The organism is Paraburkholderia sp. USG1 (assembly GCF_031570135.1).
GTDB classification, from domain to species: domain Bacteria; phylum Pseudomonadota; class Gammaproteobacteria; order Burkholderiales; family Burkholderiaceae; genus Paraburkholderia; species Paraburkholderia dioscoreae.
Window position 1 is genome coordinate 17,147 of sequence record NZ_JAMWXW010000028.1, and the last position, 15,404, is coordinate 32,550.

Here is a 15,404-nt window from a genome sequence, read left to right on the forward strand (position 1 = left end):
GGAGACACGAATGAGCACATCGAGCTTCAACGAGGTCAAGGTCGGCGACACGCTGCCGCCGCTGACGCTCGCGCCCATCGACCGCACGACGCTAGCGCTCTTTGCCGGCGCTTCGGGCGATCACAACGCGGTCCACATCGACCTCGACTTCGCGCGCCGCAGCGGCATGCCGGACGTATTCGCTCACGGCATGCTGTCGATGGCGTACCTCGGCCGTTTGCTGAACGCCTGGGTCGATCAGCGGCAACTGCGGCAATTCGGCGTGCGCTTTGTCGGCATCACGCATCTCGGACACCGGATCACGTGCAGTGGCCGGGTCGTCGAGAAGTTCGAGGCCGAAGGCGAGCGCCGCGTGAAAGTGGAGATTCAAACGGCCAATCAATATGGCGAACCGCGCGTCCTCGGCGACGCTGTGATCGCCTTGTAATCCGTATCAATCAAGGAGACAGGAAATGGGAAAGCTTGACGGCAAAGTGGCGCTCGTCACCGGTTCGGGTCGCGGCATCGGCCGTGCGATCGCCGAGAAACTGGCGAGCGAAGGCGCACGCCTCGTCATTAACGACCTCGACGCCGACCCGGCGCACGAAACGGTCGAAGCATTGAGGAAAATGGGCACGGAAGCCGTGGCCTGCGTCGGCAACGTGGGCGCGCCGGACTTCGCCGATCGCTTCATCAATACGGCGATGAGCACGTACAAGGGCATCGACATCATCGTCAACAATGCGGGTTACACGTGGGACGACGTGATCCAGAAGATGACCGACGAACAGTGGTACGCAATCATCGACTGCCACATGACCGCGCCGTTCCGCATCCTGCGCGCCGCCTATCCGCATGTGAAAGCCCTTCACGCCGCCGACAAGGAGGCCGGCCGCGACGTGTACCGCAAGATCGTCAACATCTCGTCGACCTCCGCACTCAACGGCAACGCCGGACAGATGAACTACTCTTCGGCCAAGGCCGGCGTGATCGGCATGACGCGCGCACTGAGCCGTGAGTGGGGGCGCTTCAACGTCAACGTCAACTGCGTCGCGTTCGGCCTGATCCATACCCGCATGACGACCGCCGATGCGCATGCGGGCGCGACCGTGAAGATCGAAGGACGCGACATTCGAGTGGGCGTCAATCCCGAGGCCCTCAAGATGCACGCGCAGCGCAATCCGCTCGGTCGCGGCGGCACGCCCGAAGAAGCAGCGGGCGGCGTCTACCTGTTCTGCTCGCCCGAATCGAACTACATCACCGGTCAAACCATCGCGGTCGCGGGTAATCTGCAGTAGTTCACGTGGTCCCGGCGTTCCACCGGGATCCTGTCTTCGCCGGCATGCGTCGAACCGCATGCCGGCGTTTGCACTTTTCGACTACCGGGCGCGCAGGCTTCGCGCCGCCGCCCACTCGCCTCGTCAGTTGGCCGATGCCTTCCGGAGCCAAACCAACCATGACCGATCACACCCTCGTCACGCAAGCCGGCAATGCGCCGCCTTCCGTGAGCTATCCCTTCGATCCGCCTCCAACCTGCGGAAACGCGCTGGAGGTGGCGCCAGGCGTACGCTGGATTCGCATGCCGCTGCCCTACTCGCTCGACCACATCAACGTGTGGACGATCGCGGACGGCGAAGGCTGCGCTATCGTCGACACAGGCGCGCGCACGGATGCGGCAACAGCCTTATGGCGCCGCTTTTGCAGCGAGTCTTCGCTGACGCGCCCTGTCACGCGCGTTTTCGTCACGCATATGCACCCCGATCACGTGGGCATGGCGGGCTGGCTCACGCGGACTTTCGACTGTCGGCTGTGGATGACGCGCCTCGAATACCTCAATTGCCGTGTTGCCGCGTCGGACACCGGTCGCGAGGCGCCCGCCGACGGCGTGGACTTCTACCGTCGCGCAGGCTGGAGCACGGCGGCAATCGAGGTCTATCGCGCACGCTTCGGCCGCTTCGGGCAGCATATTCACGCACTGCCGGACAGCTTCCGGCGCCTGCATGACGCGGAGGAAATCGCGATTGGCCGGCACGCGTGGCGTGTGATCGTCGGCACCGGCCATTCGCCTGAGCACGCGTGTCTGTATTGTCCCGAACTGAAGTTGTTCATTTCCGGCGACCAGGTACTGCCGCGAATCTCATCGAATGTATCGGTGTATCCGCTCGAACCGGACGCCAATCCGATGGCGGGCTGGTATGCGTCGATTGCAAAGCTGAAGGAGCAGGTTCCGGACGACGTGCTCGTGCTGCCGGCCCATAACGACTGCTTCCACGGCCTGCACGCGCGGCTGGATCATCTGCGACGCAGCCAGGATCGCAGCCTCGACCGGTTGCGGCAAGCGCTCGGCGAACCTCGGCGCGCCGTCGACGTGTTCGGGGCGCTATTTGCGCGCAAGGTCGGCGAAGAGGATATGTCGCAAATGAGCCTCGCGACGGGTGAAAGCCTGGCATGCCTGAACTATCTGATCGGACGTGGCGAAGTTCAACGCGAACTTCGCGATGATGGGACGAACTGGTATTCGCTGGTGTCGTAACAATGCAAAGGGGCATCGCTGCGCGCCGCGGCGATGCCCCGTTTTCTCCAATGTGCTCTGTCAGTACAGCTCAGATCGCGTCGACCAGTTGCGGCACCGCATCGAACAGATCGACTTCCAGCCCGTAGTCGGCAATGCTGAAAATCGGTGCCTCCGGATCCTTGTTGATCGCGACAATAACCTTCGAATCCTTCATTCCCGCCAGATGCTGGATAGCGCCCGAGATACCGCACGCCACATACAGTTGCGGCGCGACGATCTTGCCCGTCTGACCGACTTGCCAGTCGTTCGGCGCGAACCCCGCATCGACCGCCGCGCGGCTCGCGCCGAGCGCGGCACCGAGCTTGTCGGCAAGCGGCGTGAGGACTTCGGTGAATTTCTCGTTGCTGCCGAGCGCACGGCCACCGCTCACGACGATCTGCGCATCACCGAGTTCGGGCCGGTCGCTTTTCGCGACCACGCGTTCGACGAAGGTGGACAGACCACTGTCCGCTACCGCTACACGTGTTTCAATCTGAGCCGCACCGCCTACGGCCGCTACGGCATCGAACCCCGTCGCGCGCACGGTCAGCACCTTCACCGGATCGCGGCTTTGCACCGTCACCAGCGCATTGCCGGCGTAGACAGGACGCTGGAACGTGTCCGGGCTCATGACCCGAACGATATCCGAGACTTGCGCCACGTCGAGCAGCGCCGCGACACGCGGAGCGACGTTCTTGCCTGCGCTGGTGGCCGGAAACAGGATGTGGCTGTAACCGGCGGCCAACGCGACAACCTGAGCCGCGATGTTTTCGGCGAGACCGTTAGCGAGTTGCGGCGCGTCCGCATGCAGGACGCGCGCGACGCCCCCGATCGCGCCGGCGGCTTTCGCCGCGCCGACCGCGTCATGTCCAGCCACGAGCACATGAACCTCGGCGCCGCATTGAAGCGCGGCCGCAACCGTGTTCAGCGTGGCCGTTCTGATCGAAACCTGGTCGTGTTCGGCCACGACCAGCACTTGATTGGATGCAGTCATATCGATTCCCTCAGATGACTTTCGCTTCGTTCTTCAGCTTCGCGACCAGCGCCGCGACGTCGGGCACCTTCACGCCTGCGCTGCGCCCGGCCGGTTCCGTCGTGCTGAGCGCGGTCAGACGCGGCGCGACATCCACGCCCAGTTGTTCCGGTGTGACGACATCCAGCGGCTTTTTCTTCGCCTTCATGATGTTGGGCAGCGTCGCATAGCGCGGCTCGTTCAGGCGCAGATCGCTCGTGACCACCGCCGGCAGCTTGAGCCGCAAGGTCTCGAGTCCGCCATCGATTTCACGTGTGACGGTCACGCAGTCGTTCGACAGTTCCACCCGGCTCGCAAACGTGGCCTGTGCAAAACCCGCTAGCGCCGCCAGCATCTGGCCGGTCTGGTTGCAGTCGTTGTCGATGGCTTGCTTGCCGAGAATCACCAGTTGCGGCTGCTCCTTGTCGACCAGCACCTTCAGCAGCTTGGCCACTGCGAGCGGCTGCAGCTGCGCGTCTGTTTCGACCAGAATGCCGCGATCCGCGCCGATCGCCATTGCCGTGCGCAAGGTTTCCTGCGAGGCGTTCGTGCCGCACGACACTGCGATCACTTCGCTGACCACGCCCTTTTCCCTCAAGCGGACCGCTTCCTCGACGGCGATTTCATCGAACGGATTGATGCTCATCTTGACGTTCGACAACTCGACGCCCGAGCCGTCGGATTTGACCCGAACCTTGACGTTGAAGTCCACCACGCGTTTCACCGCGACCAATACTTTCATCTGTTGTCTCCTATGTCGCCCAACTTTCCTTTCTGACGACGCTTACGCTTCAGGCCGATAACCCAAGCCGTGTTCGCGCATGCGTTCGACAGCGGCCTCGTCGAATCCCCAATCGCGCAAGGCGGCAAGCCCATGTTCGCCGCGCTGCGGCGCGGGCTTCGCGATCGCCGAGGGTGTCGCGGAAAAACGCGGCGCGGGTGCCGGCTGAACCACGCCCGCCACTTCGACGAAGCTGCCGCGCGCACGGTGCTGCGGATGCGCGGGCGCTTCCGAGAAACTCAGCACCGGCGCGACGCACGCGTCGCTGCCTTCGAACACCGCACACCATTCGTCGCGCGTGCACGTGAGGAACGCCGCGGCAAATCGTTCACGCAATACCGGCCAGCCGCTGCGATCGTGCTGTGCCGGCAGGCCCGCCTCCGCGAGGCCGAGCTTCGACAGCAGTTCCGCGTAGAAGCGCGATTCGACCGCGCCGACCGCCATGTAGCCGCCGTCTTTCGTGCGGTAACTGTCGTACCAGGGGGTGCCGCCATCCAGCAGATTGCTGGCGCGCTCTTCCCGCCAGTTGCCCGAGGCGAGCAGCCCCCAGATCACCGAACCCAATTGCGCCGCACCTTCGATCATCGCAGCGTCGACCACCTGCCCCTCGCCGCCGCGCTGCACATTGAACAATGCCGCCACCACGCCCAACGCCAGCAGCATGCCGCCGCCGCCGTAGTCGCCCACGAGGTTCAACGGCGGCACGGGCGGCTCACCGGCGCGGCCGATGCCCGACAGCACACCGGACAACGCAATGTAGTTGAGATCGTGGCCGGCCCGCTCAGCGAGTGGACCCGTTTGGCCCCAACCCGTCATGCGCCCGTACACGAGCCGAGGATTGCGAGCCAGAGCGGCTTGCGGTCCAAGCCCGAGACGCTCCATCGTGCCGGGGCGAAAACCTTCGATCACGACATCGGCGCGCGAGATCAGATCCAATGCGGCCTCGACCGCCTTCGGCTGCTTCAGATCGAGCGTGACCGAGCGACGGCCGCGCCCCGTGACATCGGCACGCTTGCCGTTGGTCTTCGGCCCCAGGTCCTGGGGAGGAAGCGGCCGGTCGATGCGCAAAACGTCCGCCCCCATATCGGCCAGCAACATGGCGCCGAAAGGGCCCGGGCCGATAGCCTCGAATTCCAGCACGCGAATACCGCTCAAAACACCCATTGTCCCTCCACTCTCCGTTTTTGCATGACGGCGTATCCTGCACACCGCTAATGGCCGGCAACGATCTTTGGATCGGCACGGCCTGAGTACAAGTAAGCCAGAGTGCGCGGGAAACCGGACCACCCCGGCCGGGTAGCGCGGCGTCCTAGTTGACGGCTCGCGCCCTGCCGGCCCAATACGGCGCGCGGATTGCGCGCTTCAGCACCTTACCCGCGCCCGACAACGGCAGTTGCTCACGGAACTCGACCGACTTCGGGCACTTGTAGCCGGCAATGACCTGGCGGCAATGCTCGCGAATCTCTTCTTCCGCGAGTGTCGCGCCGGGCTTGCATACCACCACGGCGTGCACGGCTTCGCCCCACGTGTCGTGCGGAATGCCGATGACGGCGCACGCGGCAACCGCGGGATGCCGCGCGATCACACTCTCCACTTCGGCGGAGTAAACGTTCTCGCCGCCGCTGACGATCATGTCCTTGATGCGGTCCACGATGTAGAGATAACCCTGAGCGTCCATGTAAGCGCCGTCGCCGGTATGCAGCCAGCCTTCGCGAACGGCCTGCGCGGTTTCTTCGGGCTTCCTCCAGTAGCCGGCCATGACGTTCGGCCCGCGTACGACAATCTCGCCGACCGTGCCGCGCGGCACCTCCTCGCCGTCGCTGCCGACCACCTTCACCATCAGGCCCGGCAAGCCGCGACCGATCGAGCGGTACAGGCCGCTCTTGCGGCCCGCTTCGTCGTGATTGGAAGGCGAGTTCGCCGAAATGCTCGGACACGCCTCGGTCATTCCGTATGAATGCGCGAGCTGGATGCCGGGCAGCGCTTCGATCAGCCGGTCCAGCAGCGTTTCCGGGATCGGCGACGCGCCGTAGGTGAGGCGCTTCAGGCTGCTCAGGTCGGTGCGGGCAAAGTCGGGATGATTGAGCACCGCCTGGATCATGGTAGGCACGAGCAGCGTATCGCTCACGCGCTCTTCGCCGATCGCCCTGAGCACGTCGCCCGCATCGAAAGCCGGAATGACGACGTGCGCCTCGCCGGCAATGAACTGCACGAGCGCGCGCCCGAGTCCCGCCACATGGAAGAACGGCGCCGCATGCAGCACCGCGCTGCCGGGCAATGGCGCGGACTCGGCAATCCGCATGAGGCACGACGACCAGATGTTCAGATGCGTCTGCATCACGCCTTTCGGAAAGCCGGTCGTGCCGCCGGTGTACATGATGCACGCGAGATCCGCACCACCACGGCCGGCGTCCGGCATCGGCGCCGCAGTTGCGATCAAAGCGTCGAACGAGAGCATGCCGGGCGGCGCCGCGCCGTCGCCGGCGTGAATCAGGATCGGTGGGGTGCGGGCAAGCGCACACACCTCGCGTGCAATATCGGCGAAGCGGTCGTCGACGATCAGGATGCGCGTGTCGCAATCGTTCAGCGAATAAGCGATCTCCGCCGCGCTCCAGCGGATGTTGACCGGGTTCAGCACGCCACCGCCCCACCACACGCCCATTACGTATTCGAGGTAGCGGTCCGAATTGAGCGCGAGCATGCCGACCCGGTCATCCGCCGTCATGCCGATCCCACGCAGCGCGGCGGCCAGACGCGCGACCCGGTCCGCGAATTCGCGAAAAGTTCGCCGGCGCTCCTTGAACGAAATCGCCACCCGGTCCGGGTTCTGCTGCAGCGAGCGATGCAGGCCCTGTGTCAGATACATGCTGGTCTCCCCGGCTGTGTATGAGCGTTAAAAGCAGCCGCGCCGCGGACCTCGCGGGATCCTTGCGCACGCGGGCATGGCATGGGTTCAGGCCGTGGACCTGGACGATCCGGCCGCTCTATCCATTGAACGACGGCGACCGTTTCTCGATGAACGCGGACACAGCTTCGCGATGATCCGCCGTTTGATGCGAGAGCGCCTGATAAGCTGCCGACATTTCCAGCAGCGTATCCAGCCGGCAATGCATGCCTTCGCGCAACAACCGCTTGGCCAGCCGCACTGCGTGAGGCGGATTGGCGGCGATCGACCGCGCGAGACCTTGCGCGATCATGAGCAGATCGTCGTGCCGCACGACGCGGGAAACCAGATTCCATTCGAGCGCCTGTTGCGCATCGATCATCTGGCCCGTGAAGGTCATCTCCGCGGCGCGCGACAGACCAACGATGCGCGGCAGCAGCCACGCGCCGCCATCGCCGGGAATGATGCCCAGCTTGACGAAACTCTCGGCGAATCTGGCGAGTTCGGACGCGATGCGGATATCGCACATGCAGGCGAGATCGAGTCCCGCGCCGATCGCCGCGCCGTTCACGGCAGCGATGACCGGCACCTCCAGATTGAACAGCGCCAGCGGCAGTTGCTGAATGCCGCGCCGGTAGTCCTGGCGAATCTCCATGCCAGGCATGCTGCCCGACGCATGCCGCTCCATATCGTGGATATTGCCGCCCGACGAGAACGCCGTGCCGGCGCCCGTCAGGATCACGGCCCGCACGGAACGATCGGCTTCGATCCGTGCGATCGCCGCCAGAAACTCCTCCACCGCCGTGTTGCCGGTGAGCGGATTGCGCCGTTCCGGTTCGTTCATCGTCAGCGTGACGATGTGTTCGTCCTGTTCGTAGTTCAGAAATTGGCTCATAGGATGTCTAATCGTTTCCGCTGCTGTATAGGTTGCTTCGCCACCGAAGGGGGAGCGGCGCGCGAACAGATGGATTGGGTGCCGTTCGCCTGCTCACGCGGCCGTTGCGTACGGCGCGGTTCGCGTGAAATCCGCGATCGTGCCGTGCTCGTGCGTGAGCGCTGCGTTCCCCACCATACGATTCCAGAATGCCTCCGAACCGTCCGCCATGCGCCATTCATGCAGCCTGCGCGTATAGAGCTGGAGATCGTATTCGGCGGTGACGCCGATCGCGCCGTGCAACGCATGCGCCGTCGACGCCACCAGCGGCACCGCCATGCTCGTGCGCGCTTTGGCGATCGCGGTGGCAAGCCGTTCAGGTACGGCGCCCGTGCCGGAGAACGCCAGTTCGGACGCCATTCCGACTGATGCCACATGCTGCGCCATCACGCTCAACTGATGCTGCACCGCCTGGAACTTGCCAATCGACTTGCCGAATTGCCAGCGATCGTTGCAGTACTGCAAGGTCATGGCGAATACGCGATCCATCGCTCCGGCGATAGCGGCCGCGTGGATTGCCGCGCTGAACAGCAGCACCTCGTCTCCGTTCGATCCAAGCGGCGCCGGGACCGCGTCGCCCCCCCAGCCAAGCGTGCCGCTAAAACTGCCGTGCACACCGCACGGCTTGCGTTCGGCTCGCGCTGCGTCGAGCAGCAAGAGGTCACCGTCGACATTGGCCAGCACGTGATCGCAGGTCATCCCGAACGGCACTTGCGGCGCTTCCAGCGAGCCGTTCTCGCGGCGGCGGCACGCGCCGGCGAGCGTCGTCATGCCGGCAGGCGCCGCAACGCCGGTCTCGCGCAGGAGCGCGCGCGCCGCGATGCTCTGCGCAAGCGGCACGGGCACCGCGTAGCGTCCAAACGCCGTGAAAACCGGCACGATCGCCGGCAGTGACAATCCGGCGCCGCCGGCGCTTTCCGGCGTCAGCAACTCCAGAAATCCGGCCTCCTCCACTGCGTTCCAGATCGACGCGGGCGCGCCGCCGGTCTCGATCGCGCGGATCGCTTCGGGTGTGGCGCGGTCGCGCAGAATTGCTTCAATGGCTTCGGTGAACATACGGGTCTCTTCCTCGTCCGGATGGGTTAGCGCAAACCAAGACCGCGCGCGATCATGCCGCGCAGTACTTCGCGCGTGCCGCCGCGCAGCGAGAAGGTCGGCGAGATCTGGCTGAGGTAGGCCACCGTGCGATAGAGCTCGGGGTCGATGGTCTGTGCCGGGTCCGCGCTGATCGCGGCTTCCAGCTGCGCGGGAATGGCCTGTTCGAACTCGGTGCCGATGTCCTTGACGAGCGCCGCCTCGACCACCGGGCTTTCGCCGTGCGCGAGCCGCGCGGTGACCGCGATCGACAGACAGCGCAGCGTGGCCAGTTGCGTCGCGAAGCTGCCGAGCAAGGCGAGGTCGGCGTCGCTGGCGCCGTGGCGGCGCAGTTGCGCATGCCAGCAATCGAGCAGCACGACGCTCGAATAGAGCCGCTCGGGGCCGCTGCGCTCGAAGGCCAGTTCGGCCGTCACCTGCTGCCAGCCTGCGCCCTCGTCGCCGATCAACGCGTCGTTGGCGAGGAATACGTTGTCGAAGGTCACTTCGGAGAAGTGGGCGTCGCCGGTGAGATCCACGATCGGCCGCACCTCGACGCCGGGCAGCGACAGATCGACGATGAACTGCGACAGTCCCTTCTGCCGGTCTTCCGGCACGCCCGACGATCGCACGAGCGCGATCATGTATTGGCAATGCTGCGCGTTGGTCGTCCAGATCTTGCGCCCGGTCAGACGCCAGCCGCCGTCGCAGCGCACCGCACGCGTGCGCACGCTGGCGAGGTCGGAACCCGAGTCGGGCTCGCTCATGCCGATGCAGAAAAACGCGCTCGCGGCACAGATGCGCGGCAGATAGAAGTCTTTCTGTGCCTCGGTGCCGTAGCGCAGAATCAGCGGGCCGCTCTGACGGTCGGCGATCCAGTGCGCGGCGACCGGCGCTCCCGCGGCCAGCAGTTCCTCGACCAGCACGAAGCGACGGAACGCGTCCATGCCCGCGCCGCCGTAACTGGCCGGCAGGGTCAGTCCGATCCAGCCGCGCGCCGCGAGGCGCCGGCTGAAGTCCGCGTCGAAGCCCATCCAGGAACGGGCACGCACGTCGGCCGGCGCCGGCGGTAAGTGTTCGTCAAGAAAGTGCTTCACTTCCGCCCGGAAGGCTTCGGCCGCGGCGGGCAGCGCCGTCAGGTGGAAAGCATCCAACAGGTTGTTCACGTCTCACTCCAGTTTTTTTGTAGTCGGCTCGGCGTTGCGGGCTATGAATCCGCACGCTCCGCTCGCGCGCCATAGCGCTCGCGCAGTGCCTGCTTGTACAGCTTGCCGGTAGGCAGCCGCGGCATCGCGTCGATGAAGTCGATGGAGCGCGGCACCATGTAGCGCGCCACCCGCGTGCGCAGGTAAGCCAATAGTCGTTCCGCGAGCGCATCCGACGGCGCCACACCGGGCGCCGGCTCGACAATCGCTTTGACCTGCTCGCCCATCTCGGCATCGGGCACACCGATCACCGCCGCATCCTGCACATCGGGATGCACCGCCAGCGCGTCCTCGATCGCTTGCGGATAGATGTTGACTCCTCCCGAAATGATCATGAACGCCTTGCGGTCGGTCAGATACAGGTAGCCGTCGCCATCCACATGCCCTATGTCGCCGACGGCCGTCCAGACCGGATGGCGCGGATGCTGTGCGGCACGGGTCTTGTCAGGATCGTTGTGGTAGTGGAACGGCAACTGGTCGCGCTCGAAATAGACGGTTCCGGTTTCGCCCACCGGCAATTCGTTGCCGTCGTCGTCGCAGATATGAATGACGCCCAGCAGCGCGCGGCCAACGGAGCCCGGGTGCGCAAGCCACTCCTCGGTGTTGAGCGTGGTCACGCCGTTGCCTTCGGTCGACGAGTAATACTCCTCGATGATCGTCCCCCACCAGTCGATCATCTGCCGCTTGACCTCCTGCGGACACGGCGCCGCCGCATGGATCGCCACGCGATGGCTCGACAGGTCGAACGCGTTGCGCACAGCGGGGCCGAGCTTGAGCAGGCGGATCAGCATGGTCGGCACCCACTGGCTGTGCGTGACGCGATAGCGCTCGATCGCCTGCAACGCCTCGAGCGGATCGAACTTCTCCATGAAGACCACGGTGCCGCCGCCGAACTGCGTTTCGATTCCGTAGCCGAGCGGCGCGGTGTGATAGAGCGGCGCCGGCGACAGATACACCGTTTGCGCGTCGAAGCCATAGCGCTCGAACTGCGGACGGCGCGCGGAACCGGAACCTTCGGTCACCCGGCCTTGCGGCTGCGCGCGAACGATGCCCTTTGGACGGCCGGTCGTACCCGAGCTATAGATCATCATGGCGCCCAGCCATTCGTCGGCAAGACGCGTTGCGGGATACCGGCCGGTGAGCGCTTCGTAGCTGTCCCAGCCGGAAATGGTGCCGTCGACCATCAGCCGCAGGCGGCACGTCGGCATCATGCCGGTCAGTCCGGCCGCGAGTTCGCGCATTGCAAATGAACTGACCACCACTTGCGCATGGCTGTCCTCGATAATGCCGGCTGCTTCCGCCGCGGTCAGATACCGGTTGACCGGCGTGATCATCAGACCCGAACGCAGCGCCGCCCAACACACCTCGAAGCAGCGCATGTTGTTTTCGAGCACCATCGCGATATGGTCGCCGCGCCGCAATCCCGCCGCGTACAGACATTGTGCGAAGCGATTGGAACGCTCGTCGAGTTCGCGATAGGTTAGTATCTCGCCGCTCGTGCTGTTGATCGCGGCGGCTTTGTCCGGCGTCAATCCGGCATGATCGCCGAGATACTTCGGGGTTCCGCTCATGCACACTCTCCTGCGACGCAAGACGGTTTCGGGTGCTTACGCCACCAGCGCCGGAATCTCGCCGGAGGTCAGCGCATTCGGCGCGGCCTGTTCCACCAGTTGCGGTATCAGCGCGCCGAGTTCCGCCACGTCCCAACGCCCGTCCTTTTCGATGCGCGGGCCCGCATGCCAGCCTTCAGCCACGGTAATACGACCGCCGCGCACGCCGAATACACGCCCGGTGATACCGCTCGACGCACTGCTGCCAAGCCATGCCACCAGGGGCGCGACGTTGCCCGCGTCCAGCGGATCGAAGCCGGGTGCGGCGCCAGCGGTGAATTCGTCGCGCCGCTTCGCGAAGATGTCTTCGGTCAGACGGCTCATCGCGGTCGGATAGATCGCATTCACCGTCACACCATAGCGCTCCAGCTCACGAGCGGCAATCACCGACATGGCCGCGATGCCCGCCTTCGCCGCGCCGTAGTTGGCCTGGCCCGGGTTGCAGTAGAGACCCGACGACGAACTGGTGTTGATAAGCCGTGCCACCCGCTCGCGCCCCGCCTTGGCCTCATCGCGCCAGTATGCGGCGGCGTGGTGCGACGGTGCAAAGGTGCCGCGCATGTGCACGCGAATCACCGAGTCCCAGTCTTCCTCGCTCATGTTGGCGAGCGTGCGGTCGCGCAGAATGCCGGCGTTGTTGACCAGCACGTCGAGTCCGCCGAACACGGAAATGGCCGTGTCGATCATGTTCTTTGCGCCATTCCAGTCGGCCACGTCGTCGAAATTGGCGACAGCCTCGCCGCCGAGCCCTTCGATTTCCGCGACCACGTCGAGCGCAGGACCGCTCGCCGCGCCTGACCCATCACCCTTGCCGCCGAGGTCGTTGACGACGATTTTCGCGCCCTGGCGGGCGAACTCCAGCGCATATTCGCGCCCCAGACCCCGTCCAGCGCCGGTGATGACAACAACGCGATTTTTGCAAAGCTGCTGCATGGGAAATCCTCAATACCGTTTGCTATCCAGGGTTGCGCAAGACACGGCGTCCCGCCGGTCAGCGCAAACGAATTCAGTACTTGCCGTATAACGTCACCACGCACGCGCCACCGAGGCCGAGATTGTGTTGAAGCGCCAGCTTTGCGCCTTGCACCTGACGCTGGTCGGCGGTGCCGCGCAGCTGGTGGGTCAGTTCATAGCACTGTGCAAGGCCGGTCGCACCCAGCGGATGCCCCTTGGAAAGCAGACCGCCCGACGGATTGACCACCACCTTGCCACCGTACGTGTTGTCGCCGTCGCTGACGAACTTCTCGGCGCCGCCTTCCGGACAGAAGCCGAGCGATTCGTAACAGATGACTTCGTTGTGCGCGAAACAGTCGTGCAGCTCGCATACGTCGACGTCTTCCGGTCCGATACCGGCTTTTTCGTAGACCTTGTTCGCGGCCGAACGCGTCATGTGCGTGCCGACGTAGTTGAGCATCGAGGGTGGATCGAACGAAGCCGGCGGATCGGTGGTGAGCGACTGCGCAACGATCTGCACATCCGTGCGCAAGCCGTGTTTCTTCGCGAACTTCTCGGAAACGAGGATCGCCGCCGCGCCGCCGCAAGTGGGCGGACACGCCATCAGACGCGTCATCACGCCGGGCATCAGCACCGTGTCGTTCATCACGTCTTCGGTCGTGACCTGTTTGCGGAACAGCGCCAGCGGGTTGTTCGCCGCGTGTCGGCTCGCCTTGGCCCGCACCGCGGCGAAAGTTTCCATGCGCGTGCCGTAACGCTGCATGTGTTCGCGCCCCGCGCCGCCGAACGTGCGTAGCGCCTGCGGCAGATGCGCGAGGTCGGCGGTCAGGCCGTGCATGATCGGCACGAAACGCGCACGCGTTACCGGCCGGTCGTCCCAGTGCGATTTCAATGCGCCGGACTGCATCTGCTCGAAGCCGAGCGCGAGCACGCAGTCGGCGTCGCCGGTCGCAATCGCCTGGCGGGCGAGATAGAGCGCGGTCGAACCCGTCGAACAATTGTTATTGACGTTGACGATCGGAATGCCCGTCATGCCCACTTCGTACAGCGCGGTCTGGCCGCACGTGGAGTCGCCGTACACATAGCCGGCGAAGGCCTGCTGCACGAGGTCGTACGCGATGCCCGCATCGGCCAGTGCGCGGCGGGTCGCTTCAGCGCCCATTTCGGTGTAGCTCTGGCTCGCGCCGGGCTTGGCGAACTGGATCATGCCGACGCCCGCCACCAGTACTTTTTCGCTCATGATGCTGCCTCAAAAGGTAAGGAGACTTAAAGCTTGCGCGAGATGAGATCCCGCAAGACTTCGCTGGTCCCGCCGAAAATGCGCGTAACGCGCATGTCGGCAAAAGCACGGGCAATCGGATATTCCAGCATGTAGCCGTAACCGCCATGCAGCTGAACCATTTCGTCGATGCACTTCCACATTGCTTCGGTCGCGAACAGCTTGGCAATGGCCGCTTCCTGCAGCGTGAGCTTGCGCTCCATATGCTCGCGAATGTAGTAGTCCACCAGCGTGCGGACCGCAACGGCTTGCGCCTTCACATCGGCGAGCTTGAATTTGGTGTTCTGGAAGTCCCACACGGTTTGATTGAACGCGCGGCGGTCCTTAACGTATTGCAGCGTCAGTTCGAGTTGCCGCTCCAGCTTCGCCGCGCAATACACCGCGATGATCAGGCGCTCTTGCGGCAGTTCTTCCATCAGGTGAATGAAGCCGCCGTTCTCGTTGCCGATCAGGTTGCCGGCCGGCACACGCACGTTGTCGAAGAACAGTTCGGCGGTATCCGCGGCGGCCTGCCCCACTTTTTCGAGCTTGCGGCCACGGCGAAAACCCGCACGGTCGGTTTCGACCATGATGAGACTTACGCCCTTCGCGCCCGCCGACGGATCGGTCTTGCAGACCACCACCACCATGTCGCAGTTCAGGCCGTTGGAGATGAAAGTCTTGCTGCCGTTGATGACGTAGTCGTCGCCGTCACGCACCGCGGTGGTACGGATCGACTTCAGATCGGAGCCCGTACCGGGTTCGGTCATCGCGATCGCGAGGATCTTTTCGCCGCGGCAAATGGGCGGTAGCCAGTTGCGTTTCTGCTCTTCGGTGCCGAGACGAACGATGTACGGCGCGGTGATATCGGAGTGCACGGAATAGCTGAAACCCGACACACCCGCACGGTGCAACTCTTCCGCGACGATCGCCGAATGACCGAAATCGCCGCCGCCACCGCCGTATTCTTCCGGCACGGTCACGCACAGCAGACCTTCCCGCCCGGCCTTTAGCCAGGTCTCGCGATCGACGCAGCCGGCCTCGTCCCACTGCGCCTGCCGCGGCAGGCACTCCCGTTCGAAGAAACGCCGCGCGGTTTCACGCAGCATCTCGTGATCCTCGCGATAGACATTACGTTTGACTTCCACCGCACGCTCCT

14 protein-coding genes are annotated in these 15,404 nt (G+C 64.6%); 3 read left to right on the forward strand and 11 right to left on the reverse strand.

Annotated features, from left to right (window positions below):
• Nucleotides 1-10: 10 nt before the first annotated feature.
• From NE850_RS29555 to NE850_RS29565, 3 genes are all read left to right on the forward strand, one after another.
• Nucleotides 11-427 (forward strand): MaoC family dehydratase, encoded by a 417-nt coding sequence (locus tag NE850_RS29555; protein ID WP_007178929.1) that lies wholly within the window; start codon nt 11-13, stop codon nt 425-427.
• Between the two features lie 25 nt (nt 428-452).
• Entirely contained in the window at nt 453-1,277 is an 825-nt protein-coding gene (locus NE850_RS29560) for an SDR family NAD(P)-dependent oxidoreductase (RefSeq protein WP_007178928.1), read from the forward strand.
• A 158-nt stretch (nt 1,278-1,435) separates the two neighbouring features.
• On the forward strand, nt 1,436-2,512 hold the full coding sequence (locus NE850_RS29565) for an MBL fold metallo-hydrolase (RefSeq protein ID WP_007178927.1): 1,077 nt from the start codon (nt 1,436-1,438) through the stop codon (nt 2,510-2,512).
• 70 nt (nt 2,513-2,582) lie between these two features.
• Here the strand turns inward: NE850_RS29565 and NE850_RS29570 are convergent, their stop codons facing one another.
• The 11 genes from NE850_RS29570 to NE850_RS29620 all read right to left on the reverse strand — a co-directional run bounded on the left by NE850_RS29570 (nt 2,583) and on the right by NE850_RS29620 (nt 15,393).
• The gene (locus NE850_RS29570) at nt 2,583-3,527 is read right to left on the reverse strand and encodes an FAD-binding protein (protein ID WP_310699764.1); all 945 of its coding nucleotides are present in this window, start codon (nt 3,525-3,527) and stop codon (nt 2,583-2,585) included.
• 10 nt (nt 3,528-3,537) lie between these two features.
• Complete coding sequence (locus NE850_RS29575; protein ID WP_007178925.1) at nt 3,538-4,287, reverse strand: electron transfer flavoprotein subunit beta/FixA family protein; 750 nt, start codon at nt 4,285-4,287, stop codon at nt 3,538-3,540.
• Between the two features lie 42 nt (nt 4,288-4,329).
• Nucleotides 4,330-5,490, reverse strand: coding sequence for a CaiB/BaiF CoA-transferase family protein (locus NE850_RS29580; protein WP_310699765.1), 1,161 nt, complete (start codon nt 5,488-5,490; stop codon nt 4,330-4,332).
• 145 nt (nt 5,491-5,635) lie between these two features.
• On the reverse strand, nt 5,636-7,192 hold the full coding sequence (locus tag NE850_RS29585; RefSeq protein ID WP_165187658.1) for a long-chain fatty acid--CoA ligase: 1,557 nt from the start codon (nt 7,190-7,192) through the stop codon (nt 5,636-5,638).
• 118 nt (nt 7,193-7,310) lie between these two features.
• A complete protein-coding gene (locus NE850_RS29590) occupies nt 7,311-8,105 on the reverse strand; it encodes a crotonase/enoyl-CoA hydratase family protein (RefSeq protein ID WP_007178922.1) in 795 nt (264 codons plus the stop codon).
• 93 nt (nt 8,106-8,198) lie between these two features.
• Entirely contained in the window at nt 8,199-9,200 is a 1,002-nt protein-coding gene (locus NE850_RS29595) for an acyl-CoA dehydrogenase (RefSeq protein ID WP_007178921.1), read from the reverse strand.
• Between the two features lie 26 nt (nt 9,201-9,226).
• The gene (locus NE850_RS29600; protein ID WP_007178920.1) at nt 9,227-10,384 is read right to left on the reverse strand and encodes an acyl-CoA dehydrogenase family protein; all 1,158 of its coding nucleotides are present in this window, start codon (nt 10,382-10,384) and stop codon (nt 9,227-9,229) included.
• A 41-nt stretch (nt 10,385-10,425) separates the two neighbouring features.
• On the reverse strand, nt 10,426-11,994 hold the full coding sequence (locus NE850_RS29605; protein WP_007178919.1) for an acyl-CoA synthetase: 1,569 nt from the start codon (nt 11,992-11,994) through the stop codon (nt 10,426-10,428).
• 36 nt (nt 11,995-12,030) lie between these two features.
• Nucleotides 12,031-12,966: an SDR family oxidoreductase gene (locus NE850_RS29610; protein ID WP_007178918.1), complete on the reverse strand. Its 936-nt coding sequence runs from the start codon at nt 12,964-12,966 to the stop codon at nt 12,031-12,033.
• A gap of 73 nt (nt 12,967-13,039) precedes the next feature.
• A complete protein-coding gene (locus NE850_RS29615) occupies nt 13,040-14,227 on the reverse strand; it encodes a lipid-transfer protein (protein WP_165187656.1) in 1,188 nt (395 codons plus the stop codon).
• Nucleotides 14,228-14,253: 26 nt separating this feature from the next.
• Entirely contained in the window at nt 14,254-15,393 is a 1,140-nt protein-coding gene (locus NE850_RS29620) for an acyl-CoA dehydrogenase family protein (protein ID WP_007178916.1), read from the reverse strand.
• Between the last annotated feature and the right edge of the window lie 11 nt (nt 15,394-15,404).

Excerpts from the sequence above, each read along its gene's own strand:
- NE850_RS29565 (WP_007178927.1), top strand. The coding sequence starts at position 1,436 with ATGACCGATCACACCCTCGTCACGCAAGCCGGCAATGCGCCGCCTTCC.
- NE850_RS29585 (WP_165187658.1), bottom strand. The coding sequence starts at position 7,192 with ATGTATCTGACACAGGGCCTGCATCGCTCGCTGCAGCAGAACCCGGAC.
- NE850_RS29580 (WP_310699765.1), bottom strand. The coding sequence starts at position 5,490 with ATGGGTGTTTTGAGCGGTATTCGCGTGCTGGAATTCGAGGCTATCGGC.
- NE850_RS29590 (WP_007178922.1), bottom strand. The coding sequence starts at position 8,105 with ATGAGCCAATTTCTGAACTACGAACAGGACGAACACATCGTCACGCTG.
- NE850_RS29610 (WP_007178918.1), bottom strand. The coding sequence starts at position 12,966 with ATGCAGCAGCTTTGCAAAAATCGCGTTGTTGTCATCACCGGCGCTGGA.
- NE850_RS29570 (WP_310699764.1), bottom strand. The coding sequence starts at position 3,527 with ATGACTGCATCCAATCAAGTGCTGGTCGTGGCCGAACACGACCAGGTT.
- NE850_RS29595 (WP_007178921.1), bottom strand. The coding sequence starts at position 9,200 with ATGTTCACCGAAGCCATTGAAGCAATTCTGCGCGACCGCGCCACACCC.
- NE850_RS29615 (WP_165187656.1), bottom strand. The coding sequence starts at position 14,227 with ATGAGCGAAAAAGTACTGGTGGCGGGCGTCGGCATGATCCAGTTCGCC.
- NE850_RS29575 (WP_007178925.1), bottom strand. The coding sequence starts at position 4,287 with ATGAAAGTATTGGTCGCGGTGAAACGCGTGGTGGACTTCAACGTCAAG.
- NE850_RS29560 (WP_007178928.1), top strand. The coding sequence starts at position 453 with ATGGGAAAGCTTGACGGCAAAGTGGCGCTCGTCACCGGTTCGGGTCGC.
- NE850_RS29605 (WP_007178919.1), bottom strand. The coding sequence starts at position 11,994 with ATGAGCGGAACCCCGAAGTATCTCGGCGATCATGCCGGATTGACGCCG.
- NE850_RS29555 (WP_007178929.1), top strand. The coding sequence starts at position 11 with ATGAGCACATCGAGCTTCAACGAGGTCAAGGTCGGCGACACGCTGCCG.